This is a genomic window from Brevibacillus thermoruber 423 (genome assembly GCF_000454065.1).
Taxonomy (GTDB): domain Bacteria; phylum Bacillota; class Bacilli; order Brevibacillales; family Brevibacillaceae; genus Brevibacillus; species Brevibacillus thermoruber.
Genome location: NZ_KE695649.1, coordinates 520,982 through 547,396, shown reverse-complemented (window position 1 = coordinate 547,396; position 26,415 = coordinate 520,982). Strand labels below are relative to the sequence as shown.

At 60.5% G+C, this 26,415-nt stretch carries 25 protein-coding genes; 8 read left to right on the top strand and 17 right to left on the bottom strand.

Going from position 1 to position 26,415, the window contains the following annotated elements; genetic code table 11:
* Positions 1 to 81: 81 nt before the first annotated feature.
* The 5 genes from M516_RS23000 to M516_RS0107610 all read right to left on the bottom strand — a co-directional run bounded on the left by M516_RS23000 (position 82) and on the right by M516_RS0107610 (position 6,709).
* Positions 82 to 1,488: a DEAD/DEAH box helicase gene (locus M516_RS23000; protein WP_035289076.1), complete on the bottom strand. Its 1,407-nt coding sequence runs from the start codon at positions 1,486 to 1,488 to the stop codon at positions 82 to 84.
* Between the two features lie 103 nt (positions 1,489 to 1,591).
* Positions 1,592 to 3,028 (bottom strand): dipeptidase PepV, encoded by a 1,437-nt coding sequence (pepV, locus tag M516_RS0107625; RefSeq protein ID WP_029098593.1) that lies wholly within the window; start codon positions 3,026 to 3,028, stop codon positions 1,592 to 1,594.
* On the bottom strand, positions 3,015 to 3,755 hold the full coding sequence (locus M516_RS0107620; RefSeq protein ID WP_029098592.1) for a GTP pyrophosphokinase: 741 nt from the start codon (positions 3,753 to 3,755) through the stop codon (positions 3,015 to 3,017). Before M516_RS0107620 ends, pepV begins: the two co-directional genes overlap by 14 nt.
* A gap of 181 nt (positions 3,756 to 3,936) precedes the next feature.
* Entirely contained in the window at positions 3,937 to 6,021 is a 2,085-nt protein-coding gene (locus tag M516_RS0107615; RefSeq protein WP_029098591.1) for a methyl-accepting chemotaxis protein, read from the bottom strand.
* 208 nt (positions 6,022 to 6,229) lie between these two features.
* Complete coding sequence (locus tag M516_RS0107610; RefSeq protein WP_029098590.1) at positions 6,230 to 6,709, bottom strand: N-acetyltransferase; 480 nt, start codon at positions 6,707 to 6,709, stop codon at positions 6,230 to 6,232.
* Between the two features lie 194 nt (positions 6,710 to 6,903).
* On the opposite strand from M516_RS0107610, the gene M516_RS0107605 reads away from it, so the two are divergent.
* From M516_RS0107605 to M516_RS0107595, 3 genes are all read left to right on the top strand, one after another.
* Positions 6,904 to 7,494, top strand: coding sequence for a TetR/AcrR family transcriptional regulator (locus M516_RS0107605; protein WP_029098589.1), 591 nt, complete (start codon positions 6,904 to 6,906; stop codon positions 7,492 to 7,494).
* Between the two features lie 158 nt (positions 7,495 to 7,652).
* Positions 7,653 to 10,145: a U32 family peptidase gene (locus tag M516_RS0107600; protein ID WP_029098588.1), complete on the top strand. Its 2,493-nt coding sequence runs from the start codon at positions 7,653 to 7,655 to the stop codon at positions 10,143 to 10,145.
* A gap of 59 nt (positions 10,146 to 10,204) precedes the next feature.
* Positions 10,205 to 10,435 (top strand): DUF1128 domain-containing protein, encoded by a 231-nt coding sequence (locus M516_RS0107595; RefSeq protein ID WP_029098587.1) that lies wholly within the window; start codon positions 10,205 to 10,207, stop codon positions 10,433 to 10,435.
* Positions 10,436 to 10,571: 136 nt separating this feature from the next.
* Here the strand turns inward: M516_RS0107595 and M516_RS0107590 are convergent, their stop codons facing one another.
* A complete protein-coding gene (locus M516_RS0107590; protein ID WP_029098586.1) occupies positions 10,572 to 10,928 on the bottom strand; it encodes a winged helix-turn-helix transcriptional regulator in 357 nt (118 codons plus the stop codon).
* Between the two features lie 16 nt (positions 10,929 to 10,944).
* Here M516_RS0107590 and M516_RS22995 point away from each other — a divergent pair, with 16 nt between their 5' ends.
* The gene (locus M516_RS22995; RefSeq protein ID WP_238550932.1) at positions 10,945 to 11,646 is read left to right on the top strand and encodes an NAD(P)H-dependent oxidoreductase; all 702 of its coding nucleotides are present in this window, start codon (positions 10,945 to 10,947) and stop codon (positions 11,644 to 11,646) included.
* Here M516_RS22995 and M516_RS24645 read toward each other — a convergent pair.
* Positions 11,542 to 11,757 carry an aspartyl-phosphate phosphatase Spo0E family protein gene (locus M516_RS24645; RefSeq protein ID WP_152523366.1) on the bottom strand — a complete coding sequence of 72 codons (216 nt, stop codon included), beginning with the start codon at positions 11,755 to 11,757 and terminating at the stop codon, positions 11,542 to 11,544. The two genes, M516_RS22995 and M516_RS24645, sit on opposite strands and share 105 nt — an antisense overlap.
* Before the next feature lie 267 nt (positions 11,758 to 12,024).
* Here M516_RS24645 and M516_RS0107580 point away from each other — a divergent pair, with 267 nt between their 5' ends.
* The 3 genes from M516_RS0107580 (at position 12,025) to M516_RS0107570 (ending at position 14,134) form a co-directional block, all read left to right on the top strand.
* Positions 12,025 to 12,624 (top strand): cupin domain-containing protein, encoded by a 600-nt coding sequence (locus M516_RS0107580; RefSeq protein WP_029098585.1) that lies wholly within the window; start codon positions 12,025 to 12,027, stop codon positions 12,622 to 12,624.
* Between the two features lie 232 nt (positions 12,625 to 12,856).
* Complete coding sequence (locus M516_RS25495) at positions 12,857 to 12,997, top strand: hypothetical protein (protein WP_193746950.1); 141 nt, start codon at positions 12,857 to 12,859, stop codon at positions 12,995 to 12,997.
* Positions 12,998 to 13,009: 12 nt separating this feature from the next.
* Positions 13,010 to 14,134, top strand: coding sequence for an MFS transporter (locus M516_RS0107570; RefSeq protein ID WP_081656467.1), 1,125 nt, complete (start codon positions 13,010 to 13,012; stop codon positions 14,132 to 14,134).
* Between the two features lie 26 nt (positions 14,135 to 14,160).
* Here M516_RS0107570 and M516_RS0107565 read toward each other — a convergent pair whose 3' ends face one another.
* From M516_RS0107565 to M516_RS0107515, 10 genes are all read right to left on the bottom strand, one after another.
* On the bottom strand, positions 14,161 to 14,433 hold the full coding sequence (locus M516_RS0107565) for a hypothetical protein (RefSeq protein ID WP_152523361.1): 273 nt from the start codon (positions 14,431 to 14,433) through the stop codon (positions 14,161 to 14,163).
* 184 nt (positions 14,434 to 14,617) lie between these two features.
* Positions 14,618 to 16,240 (bottom strand): citramalate synthase, encoded by a 1,623-nt coding sequence (gene cimA / locus M516_RS0107560; RefSeq protein WP_029098582.1) that lies wholly within the window; start codon positions 16,238 to 16,240, stop codon positions 14,618 to 14,620.
* Between the two features lie 120 nt (positions 16,241 to 16,360).
* Positions 16,361 to 17,194 (bottom strand): alpha/beta hydrolase family protein, encoded by an 834-nt coding sequence (locus M516_RS0107555; protein ID WP_029098581.1) that lies wholly within the window; start codon positions 17,192 to 17,194, stop codon positions 16,361 to 16,363.
* A 145-nt stretch (positions 17,195 to 17,339) separates the two neighbouring features.
* Complete coding sequence (locus M516_RS0107550; protein ID WP_029098580.1) at positions 17,340 to 18,440, bottom strand: YheC/YheD family endospore coat-associated protein; 1,101 nt, start codon at positions 18,438 to 18,440, stop codon at positions 17,340 to 17,342.
* A 102-nt stretch (positions 18,441 to 18,542) separates the two neighbouring features.
* Entirely contained in the window at positions 18,543 to 19,733 is a 1,191-nt protein-coding gene (locus M516_RS0107545) for an amidohydrolase (RefSeq protein WP_029098579.1), read from the bottom strand.
* Between the two features lie 81 nt (positions 19,734 to 19,814).
* Positions 19,815 to 20,813: a histidinol phosphate phosphatase domain-containing protein gene (locus M516_RS0107540; protein WP_029098578.1), complete on the bottom strand. Its 999-nt coding sequence runs from the start codon at positions 20,811 to 20,813 to the stop codon at positions 19,815 to 19,817.
* A gap of 422 nt (positions 20,814 to 21,235) precedes the next feature.
* A complete protein-coding gene (locus M516_RS0107530; protein WP_029098577.1) occupies positions 21,236 to 21,721 on the bottom strand; it encodes a dihydrofolate reductase in 486 nt (161 codons plus the stop codon).
* Positions 21,718 to 22,512 (bottom strand): thymidylate synthase, encoded by a 795-nt coding sequence (locus M516_RS0107525; protein WP_029098576.1) that lies wholly within the window; start codon positions 22,510 to 22,512, stop codon positions 21,718 to 21,720. The genes M516_RS0107530 and M516_RS0107525 overlap by 4 nt, the downstream gene beginning before the upstream one ends.
* 39 nt (positions 22,513 to 22,551) lie before the next feature.
* On the bottom strand, positions 22,552 to 23,040 hold the full coding sequence (locus tag M516_RS24300; protein WP_051188134.1) for a redoxin domain-containing protein: 489 nt from the start codon (positions 23,038 to 23,040) through the stop codon (positions 22,552 to 22,554).
* Positions 23,041 to 23,117: 77 nt separating this feature from the next.
* Positions 23,118 to 24,587, bottom strand: a complete 1,470-nt coding sequence (locus M516_RS0107515; RefSeq protein ID WP_029098575.1) for a catalase — start codon at positions 24,585 to 24,587, stop codon at positions 23,118 to 23,120.
* A gap of 234 nt (positions 24,588 to 24,821) precedes the next feature.
* On the opposite strand from M516_RS0107515, the gene pdxR reads away from it, so the two are divergent.
* A complete protein-coding gene (gene pdxR / locus M516_RS0107510) occupies positions 24,822 to 26,261 on the top strand; it encodes a MocR-like pyridoxine biosynthesis transcription factor PdxR (protein ID WP_029098574.1) in 1,440 nt (479 codons plus the stop codon).
* The last annotated feature ends 154 nt before the right edge of the window (positions 26,262 to 26,415 follow it).

Genomic DNA, 26,415 nt, shown 5'->3' with positions numbered 1-26,415 from the left:
TGCGGACATTTGGCCGGCCCACGCAAAAAAGCAGTCCATCCCAAATGGACTGCTTTCCTCGCGGTGGTTTCCCGCCTGCGGTTATCCCCTGCCGCGCGTTTTTTTGCCGACCGCCTTCCCCGCCTTGCGGGCTGCCTTTGCCTCTTGGCGACGGCGGTTTTTCTCGTACAGGGTCTTCAGCTCTTCCAGTTCCCGCGCCAGCTTTTTCTTGTAGCCCGGCTTCACCTTGAGCTTCTTTTTCAGGGCTTCGCGGACGGGGGCAAGCTGCTTTTCCTTTTCCTTCAACTGCTCTTTGGCTTTTTGCTCGCGCAGTTGGGCAAAGTACGCTTCCCGCTCCTCGGCCCGCTTGCGGCGGCCGGCGTCCAGATGGCGGCCCGCCACCAGCAGTTTTTCTTCGATCGGCGCCTTGGTCGCCTTGGCGAAGCGGGTCATGATGCCCTTTTGGCGGGGGGAGACGAGGGAGATGGCCGTTCCCTTCTGCCCCGCCCGTCCGGTGCGGCCGACGCGGTGGATGTAGCTCTCCACGTCATTGGGGACGTCGTAGTTGACGACGTGCGTCACCCCTTCCACGTCCAGACCGCGGGCGGCGATGTCGGTTGCCACCAGATACTGAAACTTGATTTCGCGGAACTGCTTCATCAGTTGTTCCCGCTTGTTCTGCGACAGGTCGCCGTACAGCGCTTCCGCCGCGAAGCCGTTCTCCTGCAGGCGGGCCGTCAACTGCTGGACGCGCGCCTGGGTGTTGGCAAAGACGATGCAGAGATACGGGTTCTCCCGCTCCAACAGGTCCACCAGCGCGTCCATCTTGTCGCTCTGATTGACCACGTAGTAGATCTGTTCGATGCTCTCCACCGTCTTCTGCTTCGCCTCGATCCGGATGTGGGGCGGCTGCTTCATGAAGTACTGCGCCAGCTTTTTCACCGAATCCGGCATGGTGGCGGAAAACAGCAGCATTTGCCGCTGCTGCGGCGTCCCCTCGATGATCTCATGGACCTCCTCGAGAAAGCCCATCTCCATCATCTTGTCCGCCTCGTCCAGCACCAGCGTGGAGATGCGGCCGAAGTGAAGGGAGCCCCGCCTCATGTGGTCCAGCACCCGCCCCGGGGTGCCGACGACGATGTGGACGGTCTGCTTGAGCTTGCTCAACTGCCGCTCAATATCCGTCCCGCCGTGCAGCGACAGCACGTTGACGTCCAGGTATTTGCCCAGCTTCTCCACATCTTCGGCAATCTGGATCGACAGCTCGCGGGTCGGCGTGAGAATCAGCGCCTGAATGTCCCGTTTGCCCGGCTGCAGCCGCTCCAGGATCGGCAGCACAAACGCGGCGGTCTTGCCCGTCCCCGTCTGCGCCTGACCGATCACGTCCTTTCCTTCCAGGATGAGGGGGATCGCCTCCGCCTGAATCGGCGTCGGCTCTTTATAAAACAGGTCGTGAATGCCCTGCATCAGCTCCGGTCGAAAGCCAAACATCGCAAACGTTTTCGCCATGGTGATCACTTCCTTTCACATCCTTTAATAGTATGACAGTCTTGCCAAAAAAACAACAAAAGGCGGCCGGCTGCGGAATTTCCGCAACGTGCCGCCTGCGTAATCATTTCGCCAGTTCGTAAATGGCCTGGGCGTAGATCGCCGTCGCCTTGATCAGATCGTCCACCCGAATGTGCTCGTCCCGCTGGTGGGCGCTGTCCGGCCGGCCCGGGAACAGCGGCCCGAACGCCACCCCTACCTCCAGCGAACGGCCGTACGTAGCCCCGCCGATGGCGATGATCTCGGCCTCCTGCCCGGTCTGCTCCGTGTACACCCGCTGCAGCGTGGTGACCAGCGGATGCTGCGGGTCAACCCGATGAGGCTTCAGGTGCTCCACCACCTCCAGCGAAAAAGCCGCTTCCGCCAGCCGCTCCTCCAGAATCGCCCTCCACCGTTCAAACGGCTGGGAATGCGGATAGCGGATATTGACGCCAAACACGGCATCCCCGTCCGCTTCGTAGCGGATCACGCCGGTGTTGAGGGTGAGCGGTCCCATCTCCTCGTCGTCGTGGGCAATGCCGATCGCTTCCCCGTAGTGCTGCCGATGGAGATAGCGATCCGTAAAACGGGCGAACTGCCTGCCCCGTTCGTCCAGTGTCAGGCCGGCCAAAAAGTGAAGCAGTTCCGTGCCCGCGTTTACCCCCTTGCTCGGATCCATGGCGTGAACGGAAACGCCCTCCATGCGCAATAGCACCTGACCGCCGCGCACGTCCGCCTCTCCGCTCAGACCGGTATCCCGCAGGTACGCGCGATAGCGCTCCGCCAGTTCCTCGCCCGTCATGGCGAGCGGCTCCAGCGTCGCCTCCGCCTTGTCCGGCACCATGTTCATGCGAAGGCCGGCCGACAGCGCCAGCAGTTTGGCGTCCGGCCGGGCAGCGGGCGGACGCTGCTGCGCCGCATACGCGTCCGCAGTCTGCGTCAGCGTCAGGTCGGTCAGCCCTTTTTCCGCGTAGATCAGCGGAAAGTCGGCGTCCGGCGTAAAGCCCATCGTCGGCATTTCTTCCGTTTGGAAATAGGTTTTCACACACTGCCAGTTGGACTCCTCGTCCGTGCCGAAGATGAGCCGCACCCGTTTGGACAGCGGCAGCCCCAGTTCCTTGACGATTTTGGCGGCAAAGATGGCGGCCATGGCCGGCCCCTTGTCGTCGATCGCGCCGCGGGCCACGATCTTGCCGTCCACGATTTCGGCCGCATAGGGCGGCGAGCTCCAGCCGTCCCCTTCCGGCACCACGTCGACGTGACTGAGGATGCCGATCAGTTCCTCGCCCTCGCCAAACTCGGCATGGGCGGCGTATCCCCCGACATCCTTGACCGTCATGCCGGCGTCGGCGCACACCTTGAGCGCGTAGTCAAGCGCCCGGCGGATGCCTTCGCCGAACGGCGCGCCGTCCCGGGCGGTCGCCGGATCGAGCACGCTTTTGATTTGCAGAAATTCCCGCACGGCGGCAAGCAGTTCGTCTTTCCGCTTTTCCGTCTCTTCCAGCCAATTAACGCTCGTCATCCTTCGTTTTCGTCCCTTCTGTCGTCGTACTGTCGTCTTCTGCCGCCTGTGCCGCGTCCAGATCCAAATCCAGCTCCACCAGCGAAATGAGCGACTCCATCGGCACCTCCTGCGCGGTGAACTCCACCTGCGCCTCCTTGATCTCTTCGCGGATGTTGTTCATTTCGCTGTCCAGCTTGTAGGACGCTTTGGCCGCCTCGATCAGGCGCTGCCGGATGGCGGACGGGATGAGCCCCTCGTATTTGTAGTTGAGAGAGTGCTCGATGGTCGCCCAAAAGTTCATGCCCAGCGTACGGATCTGGATTTCCACCGGAATGGTGACCTGTCCGCGCGCCGTCATCAACGGATATTCCACAGCCAGGTGATACCCTCTGTACCCGCTTTCCTTCGGTTTGGAGACGTAATCTTTCTCCAGGTAGATGCGCATGTCGCTTCGCTGTCGTATCATTTCCACGACGGCCGGAATGTCATCGATAAACTGGCAGATGATCCGGATCCCCGCAATGTCCCTGAGCTCCCAGCAGATGTTCTCGTCGATGGGAAACTGCAGGCGGTTCGCCTTGTTGTAAATGCTCGGGATGGACTTGACCCGTCCCGTGACGAACTCGATGGGGGAGTGTTCCTTGCGCTTGCGCAGCTCGTTGCGGATGTTTTTCAGCTTGACCTTGATTTCTTCCACGGCTTGTTCGAACGGTAGCAGATATAGTTCCCAATCTAGTTTGTGCACGCTAGTTCCCTCCGGCCCGAAACTCCATCGTCCTTATGATTCAACATTTTGGGGGAGATATCCTCCCATAAAGAGAAAAGAGACCGCATCTCGGGTCTCTCCATCCAGGCACGGCGCGATTTTTGGGAAAGCGGCGAAGGAACCGGGTCCGTCCCTTCGCCAACCGTTGCGGCCGTTCCCGCTATTCTTTTATGTCGTCCAGACGGAACGCCGTCAGCGAGCTGCTCAGCCGCTCCGCCAGCACGGCCAGTTGGTCCGCGGAAGCCACGATCAGCTCCATCGCCGCGTTCTGCTCCTCGACGGCGGCGGAGATGCCCTGCACCCCGGCGGCCGCCTCCCGGGAAGCGGCCGACACTTCCTGGGCGACCGCCACCACCTGCTGCGCGTCCGGAGCCATCCGGGCAAACGCCTGGCTGACGCCTTCCATTTCCGCGGAGACGCGGCGGATATTTTGTTCAATCCGGCGAAACATCTCGTCCGACTGTCCGGCGGTCCGCCTGCCTTCCGCCACGGTGCGGGTGCCGTCGTCCATCTGCTCCACGATGGCGGCCGTACTTCTCTGGATCTCGCTGATCATCGCCACGATCTGCTGCGCCGCCGCGTTCGTCCCTTCGGCCAGCTTGCGTACTTCCCCCGCCACGACAGCAAACCCCTTGCCGTGTTCGCCGGCGCGTGCCGCCTCGATGCCCGCGTTGAGCGCGAGCAGGTTGGTCTGCCGGGCGATCTCCGTGATCACGGCGATAATCTGCGAGATGTCACGCGATCGCTGCTCCAGCCGGTGTACCGTCTGCGTGGTGGCCGTCACCGCCCGGTCGATCTCCTCCATGCTGGCGATGACCGCTTCCACCGCCTGCCGCCCCGCTTCGGCGTCGCCCTTCATCTCGCGCGACGAAAGCGTAACCTGCTCCACGTGGCTGGTCACGCTGTTGACGCTCGCGGTCAGCGCCTCCGCCAAATGCAGCGTGTGCCCCATTTTGTCCACCTGCCTGTCAGCCGACGTCGACACGTCCTCCACGACCCGGGTGATCTGCTCGCTGGAGGAGGCGATTTCCGCGGTATTGCCGTGAATCTCGCGGACAGATTCCGTCACCGAAGCAGCCGCCTGCCGCACCTGCCGCAAAATGTCATGAAGCTGTTCCCGCATGGCGAGCAGGGAACGGGCCAGCTCCCCCAGTTCGTCCGAGCGCTTCAGGAGCTTCGCGGGAAAGGGAGCGGTAAAATCCCCCCGGCCGATCTGCCCGGCGATGGACAGCATGCCGGCGAACGAGCGGCGCAGACCGGCAGCGGCCCCCCAGGCGATGGCCACCACCAGCACAAGCACAATGCCGTTAAACGCCACAATGGCGTTCCGAATCTGATTGGGCCCGGCCATGATCTCCGTCATGTCCATCTCCGCCAGGATGGCCCAGTTGAGCTTGCCCACCTGCACCCGGTCGTAGGCGACCAGCACCTCCTCCCCGCGATAGTCGACGGCCTGGGCCGTGCCCGCGGTACTGCCGGAAGACAGTGCCTGTTCGGCAATCGGCGTCTCCACTTTCTGCCTAAGCATCGTCTCCTGCCCGTTCCCCAATTCGGTGCGCATCAGCTTGTCCGCCCCGATCAGGTAGATTTTGCCCGTGTCACCCAACCCCTCGCGCCGGTTCAACTGGCGGGAGATGTACTCCAGGGAGACCTCCGCCGCGAGCTGTCCAATCACCGTCCCGTGATCAAAGATCGGCGCGGCCATGAAGACGGCGGGCACGCCGCCGGACGGTTCGTAACGGCTGACGTCCGACAGTTCCAGACTGAGTCCCTTGGCCGCTTGTTTTACGGTCTGGCCCAGAGGGGTGCCGCTGTACGGGCCGCTGTACAGGTTGGTGCCGAAGTCGGCCTGCGGCTTCGTCTGGTACACCACGTCGCCGTTCTCGTTGAGCAGGTACGCGTTGAAAAATCCGTAACGAGACACCTCCATCTTCAGTTCCTTGCCCCACGTCTGCTCCGCCTCCTGGTAGGCGGGAGCCTCCCTTCCCAGCTTCCACACGCCATCGAAGGCCGCCAGCGACTGCGCCACCGAACCGGACGCCGCCAGCGTCTCCAGGTTTTTGGATCGTTCGCGGAAGTAGTTTTCCACCTGCTCCTTGTTGCTATTGCGGAGTGCCTCCAGCGTCGCCGCGCTGCCCTCCAGCAGTTCCCGCTTGGTCTCCGTGTAGGCAAACACCCCCGCCGCCGTCAGCGGCACAATGCCGGTCAGCAGCAGAGCGATCAATACCCGCGCCCCCAGTTTCATAACATGAGCCCCCTTGCAACGACCTGTTTCTTTTTTCAAAATTCTATGAATGGTACAAATATATTACCATAGACCTAGCAAAAAATATCCAGTTTTGTCCGCTCGTGTCAGAAAAAATGGCAAAAAAAAAAAGACGCGCCCGCACGACGGCCGATACAGTCTGCCGCACACACGCGTCTTTTCCTGCCGGTCGGGGGGCGGTGCCCGCCTACGCCGTCGCCGTCTCCGCGATCATCGCGATCTCGTCGCACATCGGCAGCTTGGAGCAGTTGATACAGTCCTTCCATACCTTTTGCGGCAGCGTCTCCTTGGCCACCACGCGGAATCCGCACTTTTCAAAGAACGCCTTTTGGTAGGTGAGCGCCAGCACCCGGTTGATTCCCAGCAGGCGGCACTGCTCCACGAGATGCAGCACCAACTGCTTGCCGACGCCCATGCCTTTGGCTTTCTCGGCGATGGCGAGCGAACGGATTTCCGCCAAATCCTCCCAGAGAATATGCAGGCCGGCCACTCCAATGACGCTTTCCCCGTCGTGGGCGACGATGAACGACTGCAGGTGTTCGCAGACGGAGAGTTTGGTCCGCGGCAGCATCAGCCCCTGCTGTGCATATTGATTAATAATGTCAAGCATCTGGTCGACGTCCCTCATGGTTGCCTGGCGCACGGTCAACGTCTTTGTGACACTCATTCTACACTCCCCCACTCCATCTCCTCAAAGCCTCGGTCTAAATAATAATTATTCATGATAATATATAAATATACATCCAGTCGAAAGAGAAGTCTATCCTTTTTTCCGTCAGGCCGGCTTGGACGGACAAACGCATTTCTTTTGAATGGAACAATTGTGCTATAATCACTGTAACAGAACGGAGGTGTTTCCCTTTGACGACACGCAGGGAGCGAAAAAAGCGGGAAACGCGCGACAAGATTTTCAACGCCGCGATCAAGCTGTTCAAGCAGTACGGCTTTGAAAACACGACGATTGACATGATTTCCGAAGAAGCGGACGTCGCCCGCGGCACCATCTTTCTTCACTTCACGTCAAAGGAAGCGATTCTCGCCAACTGGGGATACGAGCGGCTGCAGGAAATCGAGGAACGGCGGGAAGAGTGGGACTACGGAGACAGTTGCAAGCAGAAGGTCTTGCGGATCTATAAAATCATGAACGAGGTCAACATCCAGAATTACGATTTCATCAAGGTGCTGATCGAGTCCTCGATGAAGCACCGCAAGATCCTGGAAAACGAAAAGAACGTCTACTACGAGCTGCGGCAGCTGTTTGCAGACCTGATCGAAGAAGCGCAGGAAAAAGGGCGGCTGAAGGCGAAGTTCAATCCGCTCGTCGCTGCCAACATGCTGGAAAACATCTATTACAACGCCCTGTACGACTGGGTGCGCAGCGAAGGAGCCTGGGCCTTGGAGGAAATCATGGAGGAAAAGGTCTCCATCGTGTTTGAAGGGCTGGACGCATGAGTTCATCATGTGACCGGCCCTTCTGACGTTTTGGATGCACTGATCGCTGGAAGAATTGCCTGCCCGCCTGCGGCCGATGTTTTCCTTGCGGAGACAGTGACATTTCCCTATGATGATGGAGAAGAGCTGTTCAACACGTTGGAGGTATTCACATACACATGCGAAACGGTATCAAGCGTGAAGATATTGAGCTTCTGGCTCCCGCCGGCAACTGGGAGTGTCTGCGCGCGGCCGTCGCCAACGGGGCAAACGCCGTCTACTTCGGCGTGGAAAAATTCAACGCCCGGGCCCGCGCCGAAAACTTCCAGATGTCCGAACTGCCGGACATCATGTCATTTTTGCACATGTACGGAGTCAAAGGGTTTCTTACCTTTAATATCCTCGTCTTTGAAAATGAATTGAAGGAAGCGCAGGAGCTGATCGAAGCCTGTATCGACGCCGGGGTGGATGCGGTCATCGTGCAGGACCTCGGCCTCGTCAAGCTGATCCGCGAAATTTCCCCCGACTTTCCCATTCACGGCTCGACCCAGATGACGATCACCTCGCCGGAAGCGGTGGAGTTTACCAAGCCGCTTGCCCTGGAGCGGGTGGTGCTGGGGCGTGAAAACTCGCTGAAGGAAATCAAGGTAATCGGCGAAAAGGCCAAGCTGCCGATGGAGGTGTTCGTGCACGGCGCACTGTGCGTCTCCTACTCCGGCCAGTGCCTCACTTCGGAAATGTGGGGCGGCCGCTCGGCCAACCGCGGCGAATGCGCCCAGGCCTGCCGCCTCCCCTACGACCTGATCGTGGACGGGGTGCAGAAGGAGATGGGCAACGTCGCCTACCTGCTGTCGCCCAAAGACCTGGCGGCGATCGACCTGGTGCCGGAGCTGATCGAGGCGGGCGTCACCTCCTTCAAGATCGAAGGCCGCCTGAAGTCGCCGGAGTACGTGGCCAACGTGGTCAGCAAATACCGCGCGGCGATCGACCGCTACTTCGCCGGCCAGGACGCGGCGCCGAGCGAGCAGGACATCCGCGAGCTGCAGCAGAGCTTTTCCCGCGGCTTTACGCACGGGTTCTTGAAAGGCACCAACAACAAGACGCTTCTGGACGGTACCTTCCCGAAAAGCCGCGGCGTCTTTCTCGGCACCGTGAAAAAGGTGCTGAAGCACGCGGTGCTGGTGGAGCTGAACGCTCCCCTGAAACGGGGCGACGGCATCGTCTTTGACGCCGGCGATCCGACGCAAAAAGAGGAAGGTGGGCGCGTCTACGACATCCTCACCCGCGGCAAAAAGGTGGAGGGCGAAGTCGAGAAGGGCCTCTACGAAATCGTCATGGGGCGAAACGACGTCAACCTGCAGCGGGTCAACGTCGGCGACCGCGTCTGGAAGACGAACGACCCCGAGCTGGACAAACGGCTGCGCAAAACGTTTGAGACGGAAAAGCCGTACCGCACCTTCCCGCTCGCGGTGCACGTCGTCGGCCGGCTGGGCGAAAAGCTGTCCGTCACCTGGGTGGACAAAACGGCCGACCACGCGGTGACCGTCAAGTCCGAAATTCCCCTGGAAGCGGCGCTGAAACGGCCGCTGACTCCGGAGCTGCTGTACGAGCAGTTGAGCCGTCTGGGGGGCACCCTGTTTTATCTGAACGCGCAGGACCTGACGACGGATCTGGACGGCGACCTGATCCTGCCCGTGAGCGAACTGAACCGGATGCGGCGGGAAGCGGTGGAGCAGCTTCTCTTCCTGCGGACGAAACCGCCGGTGTACCAAAAGCGGCGCGTGGACGTCTACGCCGATGTGTCTGCCAAGCAGCCGGTGGACAAACCGCTGTTGACAGCGCTCTGCCGCTCGCTGGCGCAGGTGGAGGCGGCCGCCCAGACGGACGTCGACTTTCTGTACGCCGATTTCGAGTTTGTCAAACAGTATCCGGATGCAGTCAAGCTGGCCCACCGGTACGGCAAACCCATCGGCATCGCCACGATGCGCATCCACATGCCGGATGAAAACGGCGTGCTGGCGCTGATCGCCAGAAGCAGGCCGGACGCCATCCTCGTCCGCAACACGGGCGCGCTGTACTACTACATGTCCCGCCGCGGCGAGCTGAACATTCCGCTGATCGGCGATTTCTCGCTCAACGTGGCCAACCACAAGGCCGTCGAGCTGTTCCTGGACTGCGGCCTGCAGCGGGTGACCGCCTCGTACGATCTGAACATCCAGCAAATGGTGGACCTGCTCGGCAGGACGGACGCGTCCAAAATCGAAGTGGTGATTCACCAGCACCTGCCGATGTTCCATACGGAGCACTGCGTCTACTGCACGTTTCTCAGCCCCGGAACGGACCATACCAACTGCGGCCAGCCGTGCGAAACGCACCGCGTCTCGCTGCGCGACCGCGTCGGATTCTCCCATCCGGTCCGCGTCGATACCGGCTGCCGCAACACGGTATACAACGCCATCGACCAGTCGGGAGCGGAGTACCTGGCCGAATTTATCCAGTTGGGCGTGGGCAGCTACCGCGTCGAGTTTTTGGAGGAAGAGCCGGAGCGTGTCAAAGAGGTGATCGACCTCTACCGCCGGGCGCTGCGCGGCGAAGTGAGCGGCACCCATGTCTGGCGGACGCTGAAAGCGACCAACCAGTTGGGCGTCACCCGCGGCCAGCTCACCAAGTAGCCTTGCGCCGGACGACACCGTCCCGGCCTTACCCATACCCTGTGAGGAGGAGATTGAACATGGCGGACCTTTCCCAGCCCACGCCGGAAAACCTGGCGACGATTATCGAAGGCATCAAGTCCAAGCTGAACATGGCCAACACCGCCGTCATGCGGCCGGAGGATTTCGACCTGGTCCATTACGAAGACCTGCTGTACCTGTACAACATGGTGCAGAAAAAAGCGACCTTCAGCATCAACGAAATGACCGCCATCGTCGAAGAACTGGGCGGCATGCGGAAGCAGTCCTGACCCGGGAAACCCGACTCGGCGATTCGCTACACCCGCGCCGGGCGGGTCCCAACGCTCTCGCCCCACTTCCCCGCTTGAAAACACGCCGTATCCGCTGTGCGGAACGGCGTGTTCGTTTTGGATCCACAGGCACTCTTCACTCTGCCTTCTCATCTGCCGCCTCGCGGTGCCCCTTGTGCCTGTCCCCCCACTCCTTCATCATGCGAATGATCGGAACAAGCGTCATACCCAAATCCGTCAACGAATACTCCACCTTGGGCGGCACCTGCTGATAAACCTTTTGGTGAATGATGCCGTCCCGCTCCAGTTCCCGCAACTGCAGCGTCAGCATTCGATGGGTAATGTTGGGACACAATTTGCGAAACTCGTTGAAACGCTTCGTGCCCTCGATCAGATGATAGAGGAGCACGCCTTTCCACTTGCCGCCAATGACGTCCAGCGCATATTCGACAGGACACGCCTGGTCATCGGGACGAAGCCGTAGCAAAAACAAAGGAGGGAACCAACCTGTGACGAACGAACAACGGAAAGAACGCATTTTGGAGGCCTACCGCTTCAGACACGCATGCAAGGAGTTTGACGCGACCAAGTCCATTTCGAAGGAAGACTTCGACTTCATCCTGGAAACCGGCCGCCTGTCTCCGAGCTCGTTCGGCTTCGAGCCGTGGAAGTTCCTCGTCGTGCAAAACATGGACCTGCGCACCAAGCTGCTGCCCGTCACATGGGGGGCGCAGAAGCACCTTCCAACCGCCAGCCATTTCGTCATCATTCTGGCTCGAACAAAGCCGAGCATGGTCGCCGAATCCGAATATATTCAGCACATGATGAAAGATGTTCAGAAGCTCCCCCCGGAGGTCGTGCAGAAAAAAGGAGAGGTGTACCACCGCTTCCTGGAATCCGATTTTGGCCTGCTGCACGACGAACGGGTGATGTTTGAATGGGCGTGCAGGCAAACGTACATCGCGCTCGGAAACATGATGACGGCCGCGGCGCAAATCGGCATTGATTCGTGTCCGATCGAGGGATTCGACAAAGAAAAGGTGGAGGGGATCCTGAGAGATCCCCCAACACGTTCTCAGACCGTGCGGCACGGACCGGGTCCCCGGTTACCGACCGGATCGGGCCGCGCGTTTTTTCTCGCCGAGCAGGATCTGGTACTGCACGATGTACGTGTCCAGCTCCTGGCTTACAGCAAGCACGGAAGGGTGTGACAAGCCGTTCTCTTTGACCCGCTCGTGCAGCTTCCCGGTCAGCTCATCGATGATGCCTGCCAGCACGGCAATTGTGGAGGATGCGGCCGTCCTCCTGGTGCATGGCAGCATCGGCTTTCCCTTGGCAGCCGCCGCGAGAACCGTCTTGCACGGGGACTGCTGCCGCGAGAGGACCGGACCGGGGATCGCGTTCATCTTGGTGCCCCCCTTCTCCCAGCGATATGTCTCTTTACTTTATCGGCTGTTTCCCTTTTTTTGAAATATAAAAATTTTGGGAACAGCGCGTCCCTCCCGCTGAATTTGGGCGAACGTCCCGATCCTTCGTGACATACGCATATCTTGTAGTCAAATTCCAATGGAAACGGGATGGAATGCATCATGACTTTGTATATGGATTACACGTCTCCTTCTGCTCGGTTCTTTGATGACGTCAACAATAACCTGCTCGTCCAAAAGGATCCCCGAAACTACATCAACGTCCTCTCCACCCAACAGTTGAATACGCTGGACAACGTGTCCCTGCTGGACATCTTCCTCAGTGCGGGCAACATCGTGGAGCCTCATTACCATCAAAATGCTGCGGAGCTGGTGTACTGCATTTCCGGAGCGGCGAATGTTTCCTTCATCAATCCATTTACGAATTGCGTTTTTCATTATCAGATTACGCCAGGCCAAGTCGTCAACGTCCCTCAGGCCTGGTGGCACTGGGAAATCGCAACCGCCGACAACACGCATCTGCTCGCCATCTTCAATGCCCCCATCCCCGAAGTCATCCTGGGATCCGATATCCTGAGATTGACGCCCAGTGAAATATGGGCGTACACATACTGCCTGAATGAGTCCAACGTCAGAAATACGCTGGCCCCCATACAGCGTTCGACCTTCATCGGCCCTCCCTTAGGCTGTCATCAAGGTCAGGGGCAGGGCTATCAACCGTATGCCCAGCCTCCCCATCCCTATCAGCAGCATTATTGGTAACTCGTCAGCGCTGTACCGGTCATGCGCATCGCTCGATCACGGGCGATTTTTTTTTTTTTTGCATTCATGGCTATCCCCCGTTACCGCGTACTGTAAATGAATGGAATTTTTTCTTGACAAATGCACGAGATGCGCTATTTTACATACAGCGGATGATTTACTGCGAGAGCCGGCAAGAAAGATGATCTCATCCGTCTTCGTTTGATAAATTCAGACAGGAAGTGAGTGTGTCTTGAAGGGCCTGCCGCTCTCCCTCTTCACCGGAATGCTCGCGACCAACTCCTCATTGCGCAGCCTCTGGCTTGCCCGTGCCGTTTCCGCACTGGGCGATTATGGATACAGCGTCGCATTGATGTGGTTCGTCTACGAGTAGACACATTCCGCTCTGCAAACGGGTCTGCTGTTTATTCTCAAGTTTTTGCCCGAGCCTTTCGTGGGGCTCTATTTCGGCGTGTTGGCGGATCGCCTGAACCGAAAACGTCTCATGCAGATCGCCGACCTCATCCAGACGCTTGCCATGCTGCTGTTGGGCGTGCTGATCGCAAGCGGCTCGTTTCATATGTGGCATCTGTACGTCGTCACGATCTGCGCGTCGATGGCCGGAACGCTCTTTCGCATCGCGCAAACATCCCTGATTCCCGACCTGGTCGGCAGACATGAGCTGGTGAGCGCCAACGCCCTCCTGTCCGCAACCATGCAGGTGATGCGGATGGTCGGGGCGACGCTGGGCGGTATCCTGGTCGCGTTCGTCGGCGTGGCCGGGACCATCGAAATCAATGCGGCCTCCTTTCTGGTGTCGCTGGTTTTTGTTCAGCGGATTCGCAGCGCCCCGGCCCGGCCTGCGGCTTCTCCCACGTCCGGAACGAGCGTGATCAGCGAGATCAAGGAGGGGCTGGACTGGCTGGCGACCAACAAGATCGTGCTGCTTCTCCTGCTGTTGGGAACGCTCGCCAATGTTGCCCTCGCTCCTACCAATGTCCTGCCTTCCATGCTGATTCAACGCGATTTTCACGGAGACGCCCGGATGTTGGGCTGGTTTGAAACGTCCATTGCATTGGGGCTCTTGCTGGGCGGCGTGCTGGTCGGGACGCTCTCCCCCAAAAAAGTGGGGCGGTGGTTTATCGCCGGTTTGGGACTGGAAGCTGTCGGCATGCTGATCGTCGCCGTCACCCCGTTCGCATGGTTGGCGTATGGGGGCAATTTTCTTCTGGGGATCGGGGTCATGGTCTGCAACATTCCGTTGAGCACGCTGATGCAGACGCTGATTCCCGACAGGATGCGGGGGCGGGTGAACAGCATGACGTCGATCTCGTTCAACATCTCGATCCCGATCACCTACGGCGGCATCGGCGCCCTGGCCGACGTGATCGGCGCGAAACCCAGCTATGGCTTGGGAGCGCTGCTGCTGTGCCTGTGTTCGGCAATGGGAGGAATGAATGCGGCGCTGCGATCGATCGACCTCAGTCAGGAAGCCGCTGAGGAAAAAGAGGACGCGGGACAGGCGGTTTGACGCAGGCACATGTGCAGCGCACGGGTCTATCCCTGCAAGCCGGTGTCCGTGTCCGAACCGCGCTTAGCGGCACGCTCCCCCGGGCAAACGGCATCGTCACCGATCATCTGTATCTTCATCAACGGATAATTGTCCTGCAGAGCCAGGCGCATGTCGCCCATCAGGGAGCATAACACCGCTTCCTGAATCCGCTGGTCAAAGGTAACACGAATGTCGATGCTGTACGGCTGGTCGTTCGGCTGCTGTTTGGCGTCGGCGCTTCGCAAAGGCGTTCCCTCCCGCATGGTTTTTCTTAGCATACCATCCCTCTCTGTCCTTCATTCCGGCGGGATGTCCCCGCACCTGAATCCACTTCATGAGCATCATCCCGGTATCATGGCGGCAACTTCCCGTCACCGGCACTGAAAAAGCGCCGTCCACACGAACAAACGGGCCCTCCTGTTGGCATTGCCGCAAGGAGGACCCGTTTTTCAATCGCTTCCATCAGTGATTGACGATGCCCACGCGCGCTTCCGTCTGCTCCGGCCGCTCCGCCTCCTCGCAGCCTTCTTTCCAGAGCAGGTAGCGGATACTGTCTGCCAGCGCTTCCCAGCTCGCTTCGATCACGTTGGTGGAGACCCCGACCGTGCTCCACTTTTCTCCGTCGCGGGCGGATTCGATCAGGACGCGCACTTTTGCAGCGGTCGCCCCGCTCTCGTCCAGCACCCGCACCTTGTAGTCGGTCAGGTGCATCTCCGCCAGACAGGGGAAGTGGTTCTCCAGCGCCTTGCGCAGCGCGTTGTCCAGCGCGTTGACGGGACCGTTGCCGTCCGCGGCGGTGTGGACGACCTGGCCATTGACATTCAGCTTGACCATCGCTTCCGAGGAGATCGACTGGTCCGCTGTCTTTTCCATCAAAATCTTGAACGAGTCGAGCGTAAACAGTTGGCGCAGCTTGCCCGCCGCCTCCAGCAGCATGAGCGAGAGCGACGCCTCCGCTCCTTCGTATTGGTAGCCCTGGAATTCGCGCTCCTTGATCCGTTTGACGATCTCCCGCGCTTCCTGTCTGTCCAGCGCCACGTCGATCTCCAGCTCCTCCGCCTTGGCCAGCAGGTTGCTTTGGCCGGCCAGCTCGGAGACCAGCACGCGCCGTTTGTTGCCGATCAGCTCCGGCTCGATGTGCTCGTAGGTCTTGGGGTCTTTCAGAACGGCGCTGACGTGGATGCCGCCTTTGTGAGCAAACGCGCTGTTGCCGACAAACGGCTGGTTGTTGGGCATCGCCATGTTGGCGATCTCCGCCACGAAACGCGACAGTTTGGTCAACTGCTGCATCTGCTCCGGCGCGACACAGGCGTATCCCAGTTTCAACTGCAGATTGGGAATGACCGAGACCAGGTTGACGTTGCCGCACCGTTCGCCGATCCCGTTGATCGTCCCCTGCACCTGCTGCGCGCCCGCCTGTACCGCCGCCAGCGCGTTGGCCACGGCCAGTTCGCCGTCGTTGTGGGGATGGATGCCCAGCGGTGTCTGCACGCTCGCCTTTACCGTCCGGACGGTCTCGAAAATCTCGTGCGGCAGGCTGCCGCCGTTGGTGTCGCAGAGAACGATCCAGTCGGCGCCGGCCTCCTCCGCCGCTTCCAGCACGCGCAGCGCGTAGACCGGATTGTGCTTGTAGCCGTCGAAAAAGTGTTCGGCCAAAAACAGGACGGTCAGCCCCCGCGATTTGAGAAAAGCGACAGAGTCGGCCACCATCCGCAGATTTTCGTCCAAGGTGGTTTTGAGCGCGTCGGTGACGTGCAGATCCCACGACTTGCCGAAAATGGCCGCCGCCTTGACGCCGCTCTCCAGCAGCGCCCGCAGGTTGTCGTCCTCCTCCGCCGCCACGTTGGGCCGACAGGTGCTGCCAAACGCGGTCACCACGGCGTGTTTCAGCGGAATCTCCCGCATCCGCTCAAAGAAGGCCATGTCCTTGGGATTGCTGCCGGGCCAGCCGCCTTCGATAAAGTCGATGCCAAACTGATCCAGCTTCAAGGCGATCTTCACCTTGTCCTCCACCGACAGGCTGACGCCCTCTCCCTGCGTGCCGTCCCGCAGCGTCGTATCGTACAGATACACCTTTTCTTTCATCTTCTCTCCACCCCATGTGCCTCTGTTATTTTCTGAATACTTTGTATTATTAATCTTATGACGCTATTCAGTATACCACAGCCCATGGGGAAAGAAAACGCGCGATTTCGCCGCTTTTGCTCATGTGCACCGGGCGTGGACAAAGGCGGCTGTCCGTTCGATCGCCTCTTCCAGTTGAGGGGAAGTGCCGGCGAACGGATGGCGGGTGTTGAAGGTGTGGTCGCCCGCTTCGATCCAGTGCAGTTCGCTCTCCCGCGCCGCCTCGTGCAGGCGCTCCGCTCCCTTCACCAGCCGGACGTAGTCCTCCCGCCCCTGGATGATGCAGAGCGGCTGCGGCATGCTCGCCACTTTTGCCAGGAGGTCGTACTTGTCCCGGTTCCGGTCCACGTCGTCGATGACCGCCTGGGTGATCGGCATCTGCTGTCCGGTCCGGGCATTGGCGATGTAGCCGACGCCCTGTTCCGCGATTTGACGGCGCAGCTTCTCGTCAAACAGATTGACGTCGGCCACCCCGTTCCAGGTGATGATCCCCTTGACGAGCGGGTTGCCCGCCCCGAACAGGATCGCGTCCGCCCCGCCTTTGCTGTGGCCCAGCACAAACAGCTTTTCCTTGTCAAACCGGGCGGAGAACACTCCGCCATCTTCCAGCAGCCACCTCGTCAGGATGGTCAAATCGTCCACTTCGCGCGCGTATGTATTGCGCCCGAACTTTTCCAGCTCGTCAAATTCCGTCAGGCTTTCCCCGACCCCGTTGCAGGAAAAATTGAAGCGGACGACGGCGATACCCCGCTCGGCCAACTGCTCGGCGACGTAGGGAGAGCTGCCCCAGTCCTTAAACCCTTTGAACCCGTGGCAGAAGATCACGAGCGGCTGGTCCGGCGACGCGCTCTTCGCGTGAAAATCGCCGCGGATCGTCAAATCCTCGCCGGCGGCAATGCGAAACGACTCCATCATGTCTCTTCACCTCTTTGGGGGTTTCTTCTTATCTTATTATGAAGGCAGCGGAGCCCAAAGGAAACCCGTCGGACCGGAGCCGGTGTTCACCGCTTCCTCGGTGCGGCCCCCCGTACGGCAAAAGACCTCCTGCCGGCAGGAGGCCTCATCCGGTCCGGGAGGCGATGCGGTCGTTCGCCGCCAGATACAGGGCGTACTCCAGCGGTCTTCGCACGGCTTGGAGGTAGCGGTCCCACTGGCCCAGCTTGCGGAAAATGTCACGTCCCGGCTTGGGATTGATTTCGATGATCCACACCCGGCCGTTCGCATCGATGCCCAAATCAAAACCAAACTCCATCATCGATCCGAAATGTTTCTCGATCTTTTCCACCGTTTTCAGTGCCAGCTCCCGGCACTCGCAGAGGATCCGCTCCGCCTCCTGCACGCCGAAGCGGAAGGCCAGAAAACGGCCGGCCGGCACCGCGGTGCCGCCGCCGTGCAGATTGGACGTGGACGATCGCTTGGGACCGATCCGCATCCCCACGCCGGTCAGCCTCCACTTGCCGCTTCCATCCTTCTGGATCAACAGGCGCGCGTCCACCGTCCGCCCCGGCAGCAGGGCCAAATCCAGCCCCTGCTGCAGGAAGAACTGCTCCTCCCCGTATTTTTCCCGATTCGTCCAGCGCTCGATTTCGGTGGTGAGCGCCGACAGCGTCGGCAGGACGGCGTCCTTCCTCCCTTGATTCTTGGTCCGTCCGCGCAGCAGGTAGACCTTCCCTCTCCGCTCCACCCGCAGGATGCTGCGTCCGCCCGATCCATTGGTCGGCTTGACGTAGACGACGCCGTGCCGCTTCAGCATGTCTGCCAGCTCCTCCCGCCTGTAGAGCCGGGTCTCCGGCAGCCAGCGCTGCAGTTCTTCCTCCTGCATCAGCACATGATGGACGCGAAACTTGTTGGCAAAGCGGCTGTTGGCGTAGCGGAACCAGTTCTTGTTGCGGAACGGCAGGTAGCTCTTGTGCTTCTCTATCGGATAGTAGCGGTACCGGTCGATCACGATGTCCGGCCAGGCGTACCAACCGCTTTTCCAGCCGTCCGCTCCCGGCGTAAACCCCTTGATCCGGCGGGAGGCGGCGTTCACATCCTGCGGCGAAAAGACAAACACTTCCGCGCCCATCTCCTTTCCCTCCCGCACAAGCCGGCGCAAAAATCCTGGTTCGTTAAAACCCTTTTCCCCCCGATAGGTCAGAATGCCGATCCGTTTTTTCACGTGTCGTCCTCCCTCTCTGTGGATGACTTCTCCCCATCAGCTTATGGCCGAACGCGAAAAAAAGCGCCAGGGCCCACAAGGGTTAGGCGCTTCTTGGACACTTTAGCGTCCGTGTTTGTCCAGATAATCGAGAGCGGCGCGACCAAGCACCTCAGCGGCGATCAGCATGGCGCTCTCGTCGATGTCAAAGCGCGGATGGTGGTGCGGATACCCGGCCCCTTTATGCGGGTTGCCGGCGCCGACAAAGAGGAACGAGCCCGGCACTTTTTCCAGATAGTAGGCGAAGTCCTCCGCTCCCATCGTCGGCTCCATCCGTTCCACGTTGTCCCAGCCAACCGTCGCCGCGGCCGCCTGGCGGGCGATCTCCGTCTCCGCCTCGCTGTTGATGACGGCCGGATAGCCGCGCATGTAGGTCACCTCCGCGCTGCCTCCCATCAGTGCCGCCGTCCCCTTCGCAATCTCGATCAGCCGCTGTTCCGCCTTGTCCCGCACGTGCGGCAGGAACGAGCGGACCGTGCCCGTCAGGCGGCAGCGGTCGGCGATCACGTTGTAGTTGTCCCCGGCGTGAAAGGTTCCCACCGTGACGACCACGCTCTCCAGCGGACTGATGTTGCGGCTGGCGATCGTCTGCAGCGCGCTCACGATCTGGGAGCCGATCACGATGGCGTCGACGGTCTCCTGCGGGACGGCGCCGTGCCCCCCTTTGCCCTTGATCTCGATGATGAAGTCGTCGCAATTGGCCATCACCGGACCGGCGCTCACCCAGACCGTGCCGACCGGACACATCGACCAGAGGTGCGCGCCGAAAATGGCATCGACCCCCTGCAGCACGCCGTCTTCCACCATCTGAATCGCGCCGCCCGGATTTTCCTCCTCGGCATGCTGGAACAGGAACGTGATCGTGCCCGGGATCTCGTCGCGGTGGCGGGCCAGCACCGTCGCCAACCCCAGCAGCCCGGACGTATGGGCATCGTGGCCGCAGGCGTGCATCACGCCCGGCACTTTGGACTTGTACGCCACCTCTTTTTCGTCCTGGATCGGCAGGGCGTCAAAATCGGCGCGCAGGGCGACGGTGGCTCCCGGCTTTCCGCCATGCAGCACGCCGACGACGCCGCGTCCGCCCACGCCGGTCCGCACCTCGTCAAACTGCAGCTCGCGCAGGATGTCCGCAATCATGGCGGGCGTCTTCTCCTCCTGGAACGACAGCTCCGGATACTGGTGCAGATGGCGGCGCCACGCGACCATCTGCGGTTCCATCTCTTTCAGCAGTTCTTTCAGCTTCTCCTGCAACATGTCCATCCTCCCGCTTTTACTTCTGCTCTTTTTTCTCCATCATAGCAAAAGTGATACTTTATTCATAGATTTGCATAAATATCAAAACAGATCGACCTGCTCCCGCCGCCTCCGGTCAAACACGGCGATCGTGCGAAACCCGGCCCGCTTCAACAGTTCCCGCGCCTCGTCGAGGTGATGGCCGACTTGATCGGGAAAATGGGCGTCGGACGAGGTGGTGACGGCAACGCCGTTCTGGGCCAGTATCTCCAAAAAGCGCAGGCTGGGGCACATCTCCCTGACCGGATAGCGGTACAGAAGACCCGTGTTGATCTCCGTGGCCGTGCCGGTCTCCTTCAACGCCCGGGCAATCCGCTGGTAGTACGAGAGCAGCGCCGCCTCGTCTGGCCGGTAGCCGAACGCTTTCAGGCTGTCCGGGTGGGCGACGACGTCAAACAGGCGGCTGGATACGGCCTGCTCTACAAGCGAAAAATAGCGGCCGTACAGCATGTACAGATCGGTCTGCTGAAAGCGCTCCCGCGTGTCGGGATTGTCAAACCCCCATCCCTGCAGGAAGTGAACGGAGCCGATGCAGTAGTCCCAGGGGTACGCGCCGGTCACGTCGGCCAGCACCGCCTCTCCGCCGGGAAAATAGTCCAGTTCGATGCCTACTTTCAGCTCGATCCCGTCCTCTGCCCAGCGCTGCTTCTGCCCCTCGACGAACGTCACGAAATCGTCCAGCGACGTCACGCACACCTGTTCCAGCCAGCGGCGCTGCAGTCCTCCCAACTGGTCGCCGGCGAGGTGCAGATGCGCCTCGTAATAGGCCTTGTACTCGCGGAACCGGTACAGGTGATCGACGACCCCGACTGCCGCAAGGCCCACCTGCTTGGCCCGCAGCCGGTACAAATCAAGCCACTCCGCCGAAAACGCCCCGTTCCGCAAGCGCTCCGCCAGCTGCGGAAAAAAGGCGTCCAGCCACTCGCGGCTGTGCGTTTGTTTGGCCGTGCAAAAAAACGGACGCAGCGCTTCCGCCGTCCGGTTCAGCCAGCCAAGCGAATACGGCCCTTCCTCCAGATGTACGTGATAGTCCACTTTCACACCGATCGCCTCCCGCAGCCAGTGGGCTGCCACCCTGTCACTTTCGGCACGTGATCCGGGAAAACGGGCATGTTGGCCCCCGACCGCTGTGCTCCCCCGCGTCCGCCCGCCTGCTGCCTCAACGACTGCGCTCCGGCTGCGGCAGGTCCACACCCGCCGCTGGAAGGGCGGCGATCATGTTCCGGGAAATGATCGTGGATACGGCTCCCGTTTCCCGAATGTTCGCAATTGTCATCCTGCGCCTCTACTTTCTTTCTGTATGTAGGATTATCTGAGGATATGTCCGTGCCATGACCAGGAACCCCCACCCGTTTTCTGTCTGGCTTGCCGGTTCCTCCTCATACGAAAACAGCCGGACGGCCGCGATCCGCGCGGTGCCGCGCGTCGGGCGTCCGGCTTTGCCGTGTGGGCAGGGGGCAGGCTCATGCGCCGCTCCTGTTTTTTCGTTCATACAGGTAAAACGTATGCGGCACCGGGTTTCGTTCGTCGACCGTTCCTTCCCGCTTCCAGACCAGGGTAAACGCGTCCCGGTCCCACTCGGGGAAAAACGTGTCTCCCTCCGCCTCCATGTCGATTTCCGTGATGTACAGCCGATCGGCCACATCCATGAACTGGCGGTACAGTTCGGCGCCGCCGAAGATGATCACGTCGCCCAGCGCCAGCACCTCTTCCACGCTGTGCACGACGTCGACGCCCGGCGGGGCAAAGTCACGGCGGCGGGTCAGCACCACGTTGCGCCGGTTGGGCAGCGGCCGGCCCAGCGACTCAAACGTCTTGCGCCCCATGACAATCGTCTGGCCGGTGGTCACTTCCTTGACGTGCTTCAAGTCGTTGGGCAGATGCCACGGCATCGCCCCGTCCCTGCCGATCACGCGGTTGCGGGCGTACGCCGCGATCATGCTGATCATACCGATACCTCCCCCTTGATGTGGGGATGGGCTTCGTAGCCCACGATCTCGATGTCGTCAAAGGTAAAATCAAAGATGGACGTGACGGCCGGGTTCAGCCTGAGCTGCGGCAGCGGCAGCGGCTCCCGGGTCAACTGCAGTTTCACCTGCTCCACGTGGTTGAGGTAGAGGTGGGCGTCGCCGAGCGTATGCACGAATTCGCCCGGCTCAAGTCCGGTCACGTGGGCCACCATGTGCGTCAGAAGCGCGTAGCTGGCGATGTTGAACGGCACGCCGAGAAACGTGTCGCCGCTGCGCTGGTACAACTGGCAGGAGAGCCTGCCGTCCGCGACGTAAAACTGGAACAGCACGTGGCACGGCGGCAGCGCCATCTTGTCCAGCTCGGCCGGGTTCCAGGCGCTCACCACCAGTCGGCGCGAATCGGGGTTGCGCTTGATCTCGTTCACCACCCACTGGATTTGGTCCACCGTCTTCCCGTCCGGACCGGCAAACGAACGCCACTGCTTGCCGTACACCGGCCCCAGCTCGCCGTTTTCGTCCGCCCACTCGTTCCAGATCCGCACGCCGTTCTCCTGCAGATAGCGGACGTTGGTATCGCCTTTCAAAAACCACAGCAGTTCGTGGATGATCGATTTGGTATGCAGCTTTTTCGTCGTCAGCAGGGGAAAGCCTTCGCGCAGGTCAAACCGCATCTGGTGGCCAAAGACGCTGATCGTGCCCGTTCCCGTCCGGTCCTGTTTGACGGTCCCCTCCGCCAGAATCCGGCGGCACAGGTCCAGGTATTGTTTCATCATTCATCGCTCCCTTGCGTGCAGCAGTTGTCCCATCCTTTAATAGTAACCCAAACGGGACGGAAATGGGACAAGGCTTTTGACCAGTTCCCGCTGAATCCGTTCAAAATCGGACACACCGCCGCCGTACGTCCAGCGCCGGATGTGCCGCAAGCGGTCCACGAACAGGACGGAGCAGTCGGTGACGTCCCTGACCCCCGCCACTTCCGGGAGGAGAATCCCGAGCGACCGGCTTACTTCCCGGTTGGCGTCGCTGTGCAGGTGATACGGCAGGTGCAGCTTTTCCCGCAGCGCCTTCAGCGTAAACACGTTTTCCACGCTGAGCCCGACGACGCGGTAGTTCTTTTCCGCAAACTGGCTGTAGTGATCGCGGAACCAGGCCAGTGCCTGTTCGCTGGTCTCGGTGAAGGCAAACGGAAACGAGACGAGCACAAGGCCGTTCGCGTCCCGCAGCAGTTCGCCGCAGGAGACGCGGACGCCGTCGGTGGATGGCAGCGCGTACTTGTACAAGGCTTGAATGACCCGCATACTATCCCTCCTCACACGGAAGATCAGGGTGGATCAGAGGCCGGCTCAGCGCCGCCGGCCCGGATTCGCTCAGGGGGTTACTCGCCCGACGGCTGCGGGATATACCCGCTGATGTCGATGCCCAACCCCTCCGCTACGCGCATGCCGTACTCGGCGTCGGCGCGGAAGAAGTTGCAGATGGCCCGCAGTTGGATCTCCCGGTCGACCGATTTCAGGTCGTTCACCAGGTTTTTGATCAGGTTGTCCCGCTCCGTCTGGCTGAAAGAGCGGTAGCGTTCACCCGCCTGGGTAAAGTCATCGGTTTTTGCGATGCGCTGGCGGGTCGTGACCCCGTGCAGCGGCGCTTGGCTCTCCGCGTACTCAGGGGCCTGTTTCGGCGTTTCCGTGTAGCTGTTCGGCTCGTAGTTGATCCGCGATGCGTCCTGCTTGATGCGCATCGCCCCGTCCCGCTGGTAGTTGCGCACCGGCGCGTACGGGCAGTTGATCGGGATCTGCAGGTAGTTGGGCCCGAGACGGTGACGTTGGGTGTCCGGATAGGAAAACAGACGGCCCTGGAGCAGTTTGTCTTCGGACGGCTCAATGCCCGGCACCAGTGCGCTGGGGGCGAAGGCGGACTGCTCCACTTCGGCAAAGTAATTCTCCGGGTTGCGGTTGAGCGTCATGGTGCCCACCTTGACGAGCGGCAGCACGTCCTCCGGCCATACCTTCGTGGGATCGAGCGGGTCAAAGGAAAACGCGTCCATGTCTTTCGGATCGAGAATTTGCACGTACAGATCCCACTGCGGAAAGTTGCCGGCTTCGATCGCCTCGTACAAATCCCGGGTCGCGTGGTTGAAGTCGCGGCCGCCGATTTCCCGCGCCTCTTCCGCCGTCAGGTTTTTGACGCCCTGCAGCGGCTTCCAGTGGTATTTCACGTATACGACCTGGCCGTCCTTGTTCACCCATTTGAAGGCGTGAACCCCGAACCCTTCCATCTGGCGGTAGTTGGCCGGCGTCCCGTAATCGGAGAACAGCCAGGTGAGCATGTGCGTGGATTCAGGACTCAGCGTCATGAAATCCCAGTAGTGGTTGGGCGTCTGAATGTTGTTGTGCGGCGCCGGCTTCAGCGAGTGCACCATGTCGGGAAACTTGATCGCGTCGCGGATAAAGAAGACGGGCAGGTGGTTGCCCACCAGGTCGTAGTTGCCTTCGGTGGTGTAGAACTTGACGGCAAAACCGCGCGGATCGCGCAGCGTCTCCGGTGATGTGCCGCCGTGAATCACCGTGGAGAAGCGGACGAACACCGGCGTTTCCGTGCCTGCTTCCTGCAAAAAGGCGGCCCGGGTGTATTTCGCCATGCTGGCCGTCGTCACAAACACGCCGTGCGCTCCCGCCCCCCGGGCGTGAACGACGCGCTCCGGAATCCGTTCGCGGTCGAAGTGCGCCAGCTTCTCAATCAGGTGGTAGTCTTCCAGAAGCGTCGGTCCGCGCTGGCCGGCCGTTTTCGAGTTTTGGTTGTCCGCCACCGGCGCTCCCTGATTGGTCGTCAAAACATTACGGTTCTCCATGATCATGCCCCCCATTTAATTAGAATAACTATTATTTGAAAACTATTATCACTGTCACGCATTAACCATAACACAAGAACGATTATCTTTCAATAATTATTATTAAAAAGAAATATGTATTATCATCTGAATCATGCGCGGAGCGGCAGCGATCCGTATTTTCGCGGTCACCGGACGGGCTGTGCTATAATAACGGCGACATGAAAGTATTGTGAGAAAGCCGGGGATGCTAAGGTGGATTGGAAACCGATCCGTCAGGGACATACACCTGTCTACAAACAAATTGCCGAATGGATGGAACAGCGGATCGCCAGCGGAGAGTTTCCGCCCGGGAGCCGTCTGCCGTCCGAACGGCTGCTCGCCAAGGAACTCCAGGTCAACCGTTCGACCGTCGTGACCGCCTACGAGGAATTGCGGGCGGCCGGCTTGGTGGAGCGGAGACACGGCAGCGGAACCATTGTGAGCCGGGACATCTGGGGCTTGGCCCGGAATCGTACGCCCGACTGGAAGCGGATGGCAGAGGCTGGGTTGTTCCGTCCCAACCTGCCGCTGATCCGCCAGATACGCCGCGACACGCAGGACAGCGACATGCTTGACCTGGCGAGCGGCGAATTGTCTCCCGAACTGGTCCCGCACGAGCAGTTTCGGCGGCTGCTGGCCGCGGGCGACTTCCCCTGTCACTTTGGCTACGAGCATCCGCAAGGAAATCCGCAGCTGCGAGACACGCTGGTTGCCCACATGAAGACGTGGAAGGGCATCGATGCCGCTCCCTCGTCCATCCTGGTGACGGCGGGCGCCCAACAGGCCCTGCATCTCGTGGTCCAGTGCCTGCTCCAGCCGGGCGACGCCGTGGCGATCGAAGACCCGTCGTACTGCTACTCGCTGCCGCTGTTCCGGTCGGCGGGCGTGCGGCTTTTTCCGCTCCCTGTGGACAGCGAAGGCATCGATCCGGACGAACTGCTGGCGCTGCACGGCAAGCATCGGATCAAAATGGTCTTTCTCAACCCCAACTTTCAGAATCCGACGGGAACGTTCCTCTCCCTGCCCCGGCGGAAACGGCTGTTGGAGATTTCGGCTGAACACGGAATCCCCATCGTGGAGGACGACCCGTACAGCCTGACCGCCTTTTCGGGCGAACATGTTCCTACGTTGAAGTCCCTGGATCGACACGGCACCGTGCTGTACATCAGCTCGCTGACCAAGATTGTCGCCTCCGGGTTGAGGATCGGATGGGTTGTCGGGCCCCGAACGGTCATTGAGCGGCTGGCCGACGCCAAGCAGCAGATCGATTTTGGGCACAGCATTTTTCCCCAGTGGTTGGCGAACCGCTTTTTGTCCTCGGAGTGGTTTCCCGCCCATCTGGACATGCTGCGCAGGGAGCTGGCCGGCCGCAGCGAGCGGCTTGTTTGTTCGCTGCGCGAGTCGTTTGGCGGCAGCGCAGAGTTTGTGCCGCCCGCAGGAGGAATCCATTTATGGTGCCGGTTGACGGGCGAGTGGAGCGAGAACCGGATGCTGGCCGAATCGGTCAAGCGCGGCGTCATCTTTGTCCCGGGCATGGTCTTCGGATCAAAAAAAGGGTTCGTCCGCTTCACCTTCGGACGCCCCCCAAAAGAGCGGATTCAGGACGCGATCAGCCGCCTGGCGGAGGCGTATCACTCTGTTTGTCGCCAATGACCGCCCGCCGCTTTCTTCCCCCAGGGTCACGGCACCCGCGGAACGACGGTCGTTCAAGTGGATGGGCAAAAAAGTGGGCAAGTGGATGGTCCATTTCGGCGAACAACGGGATATGATCGTGTGGGACAAGCATGTGGCCCCATGTGTTCAGCTC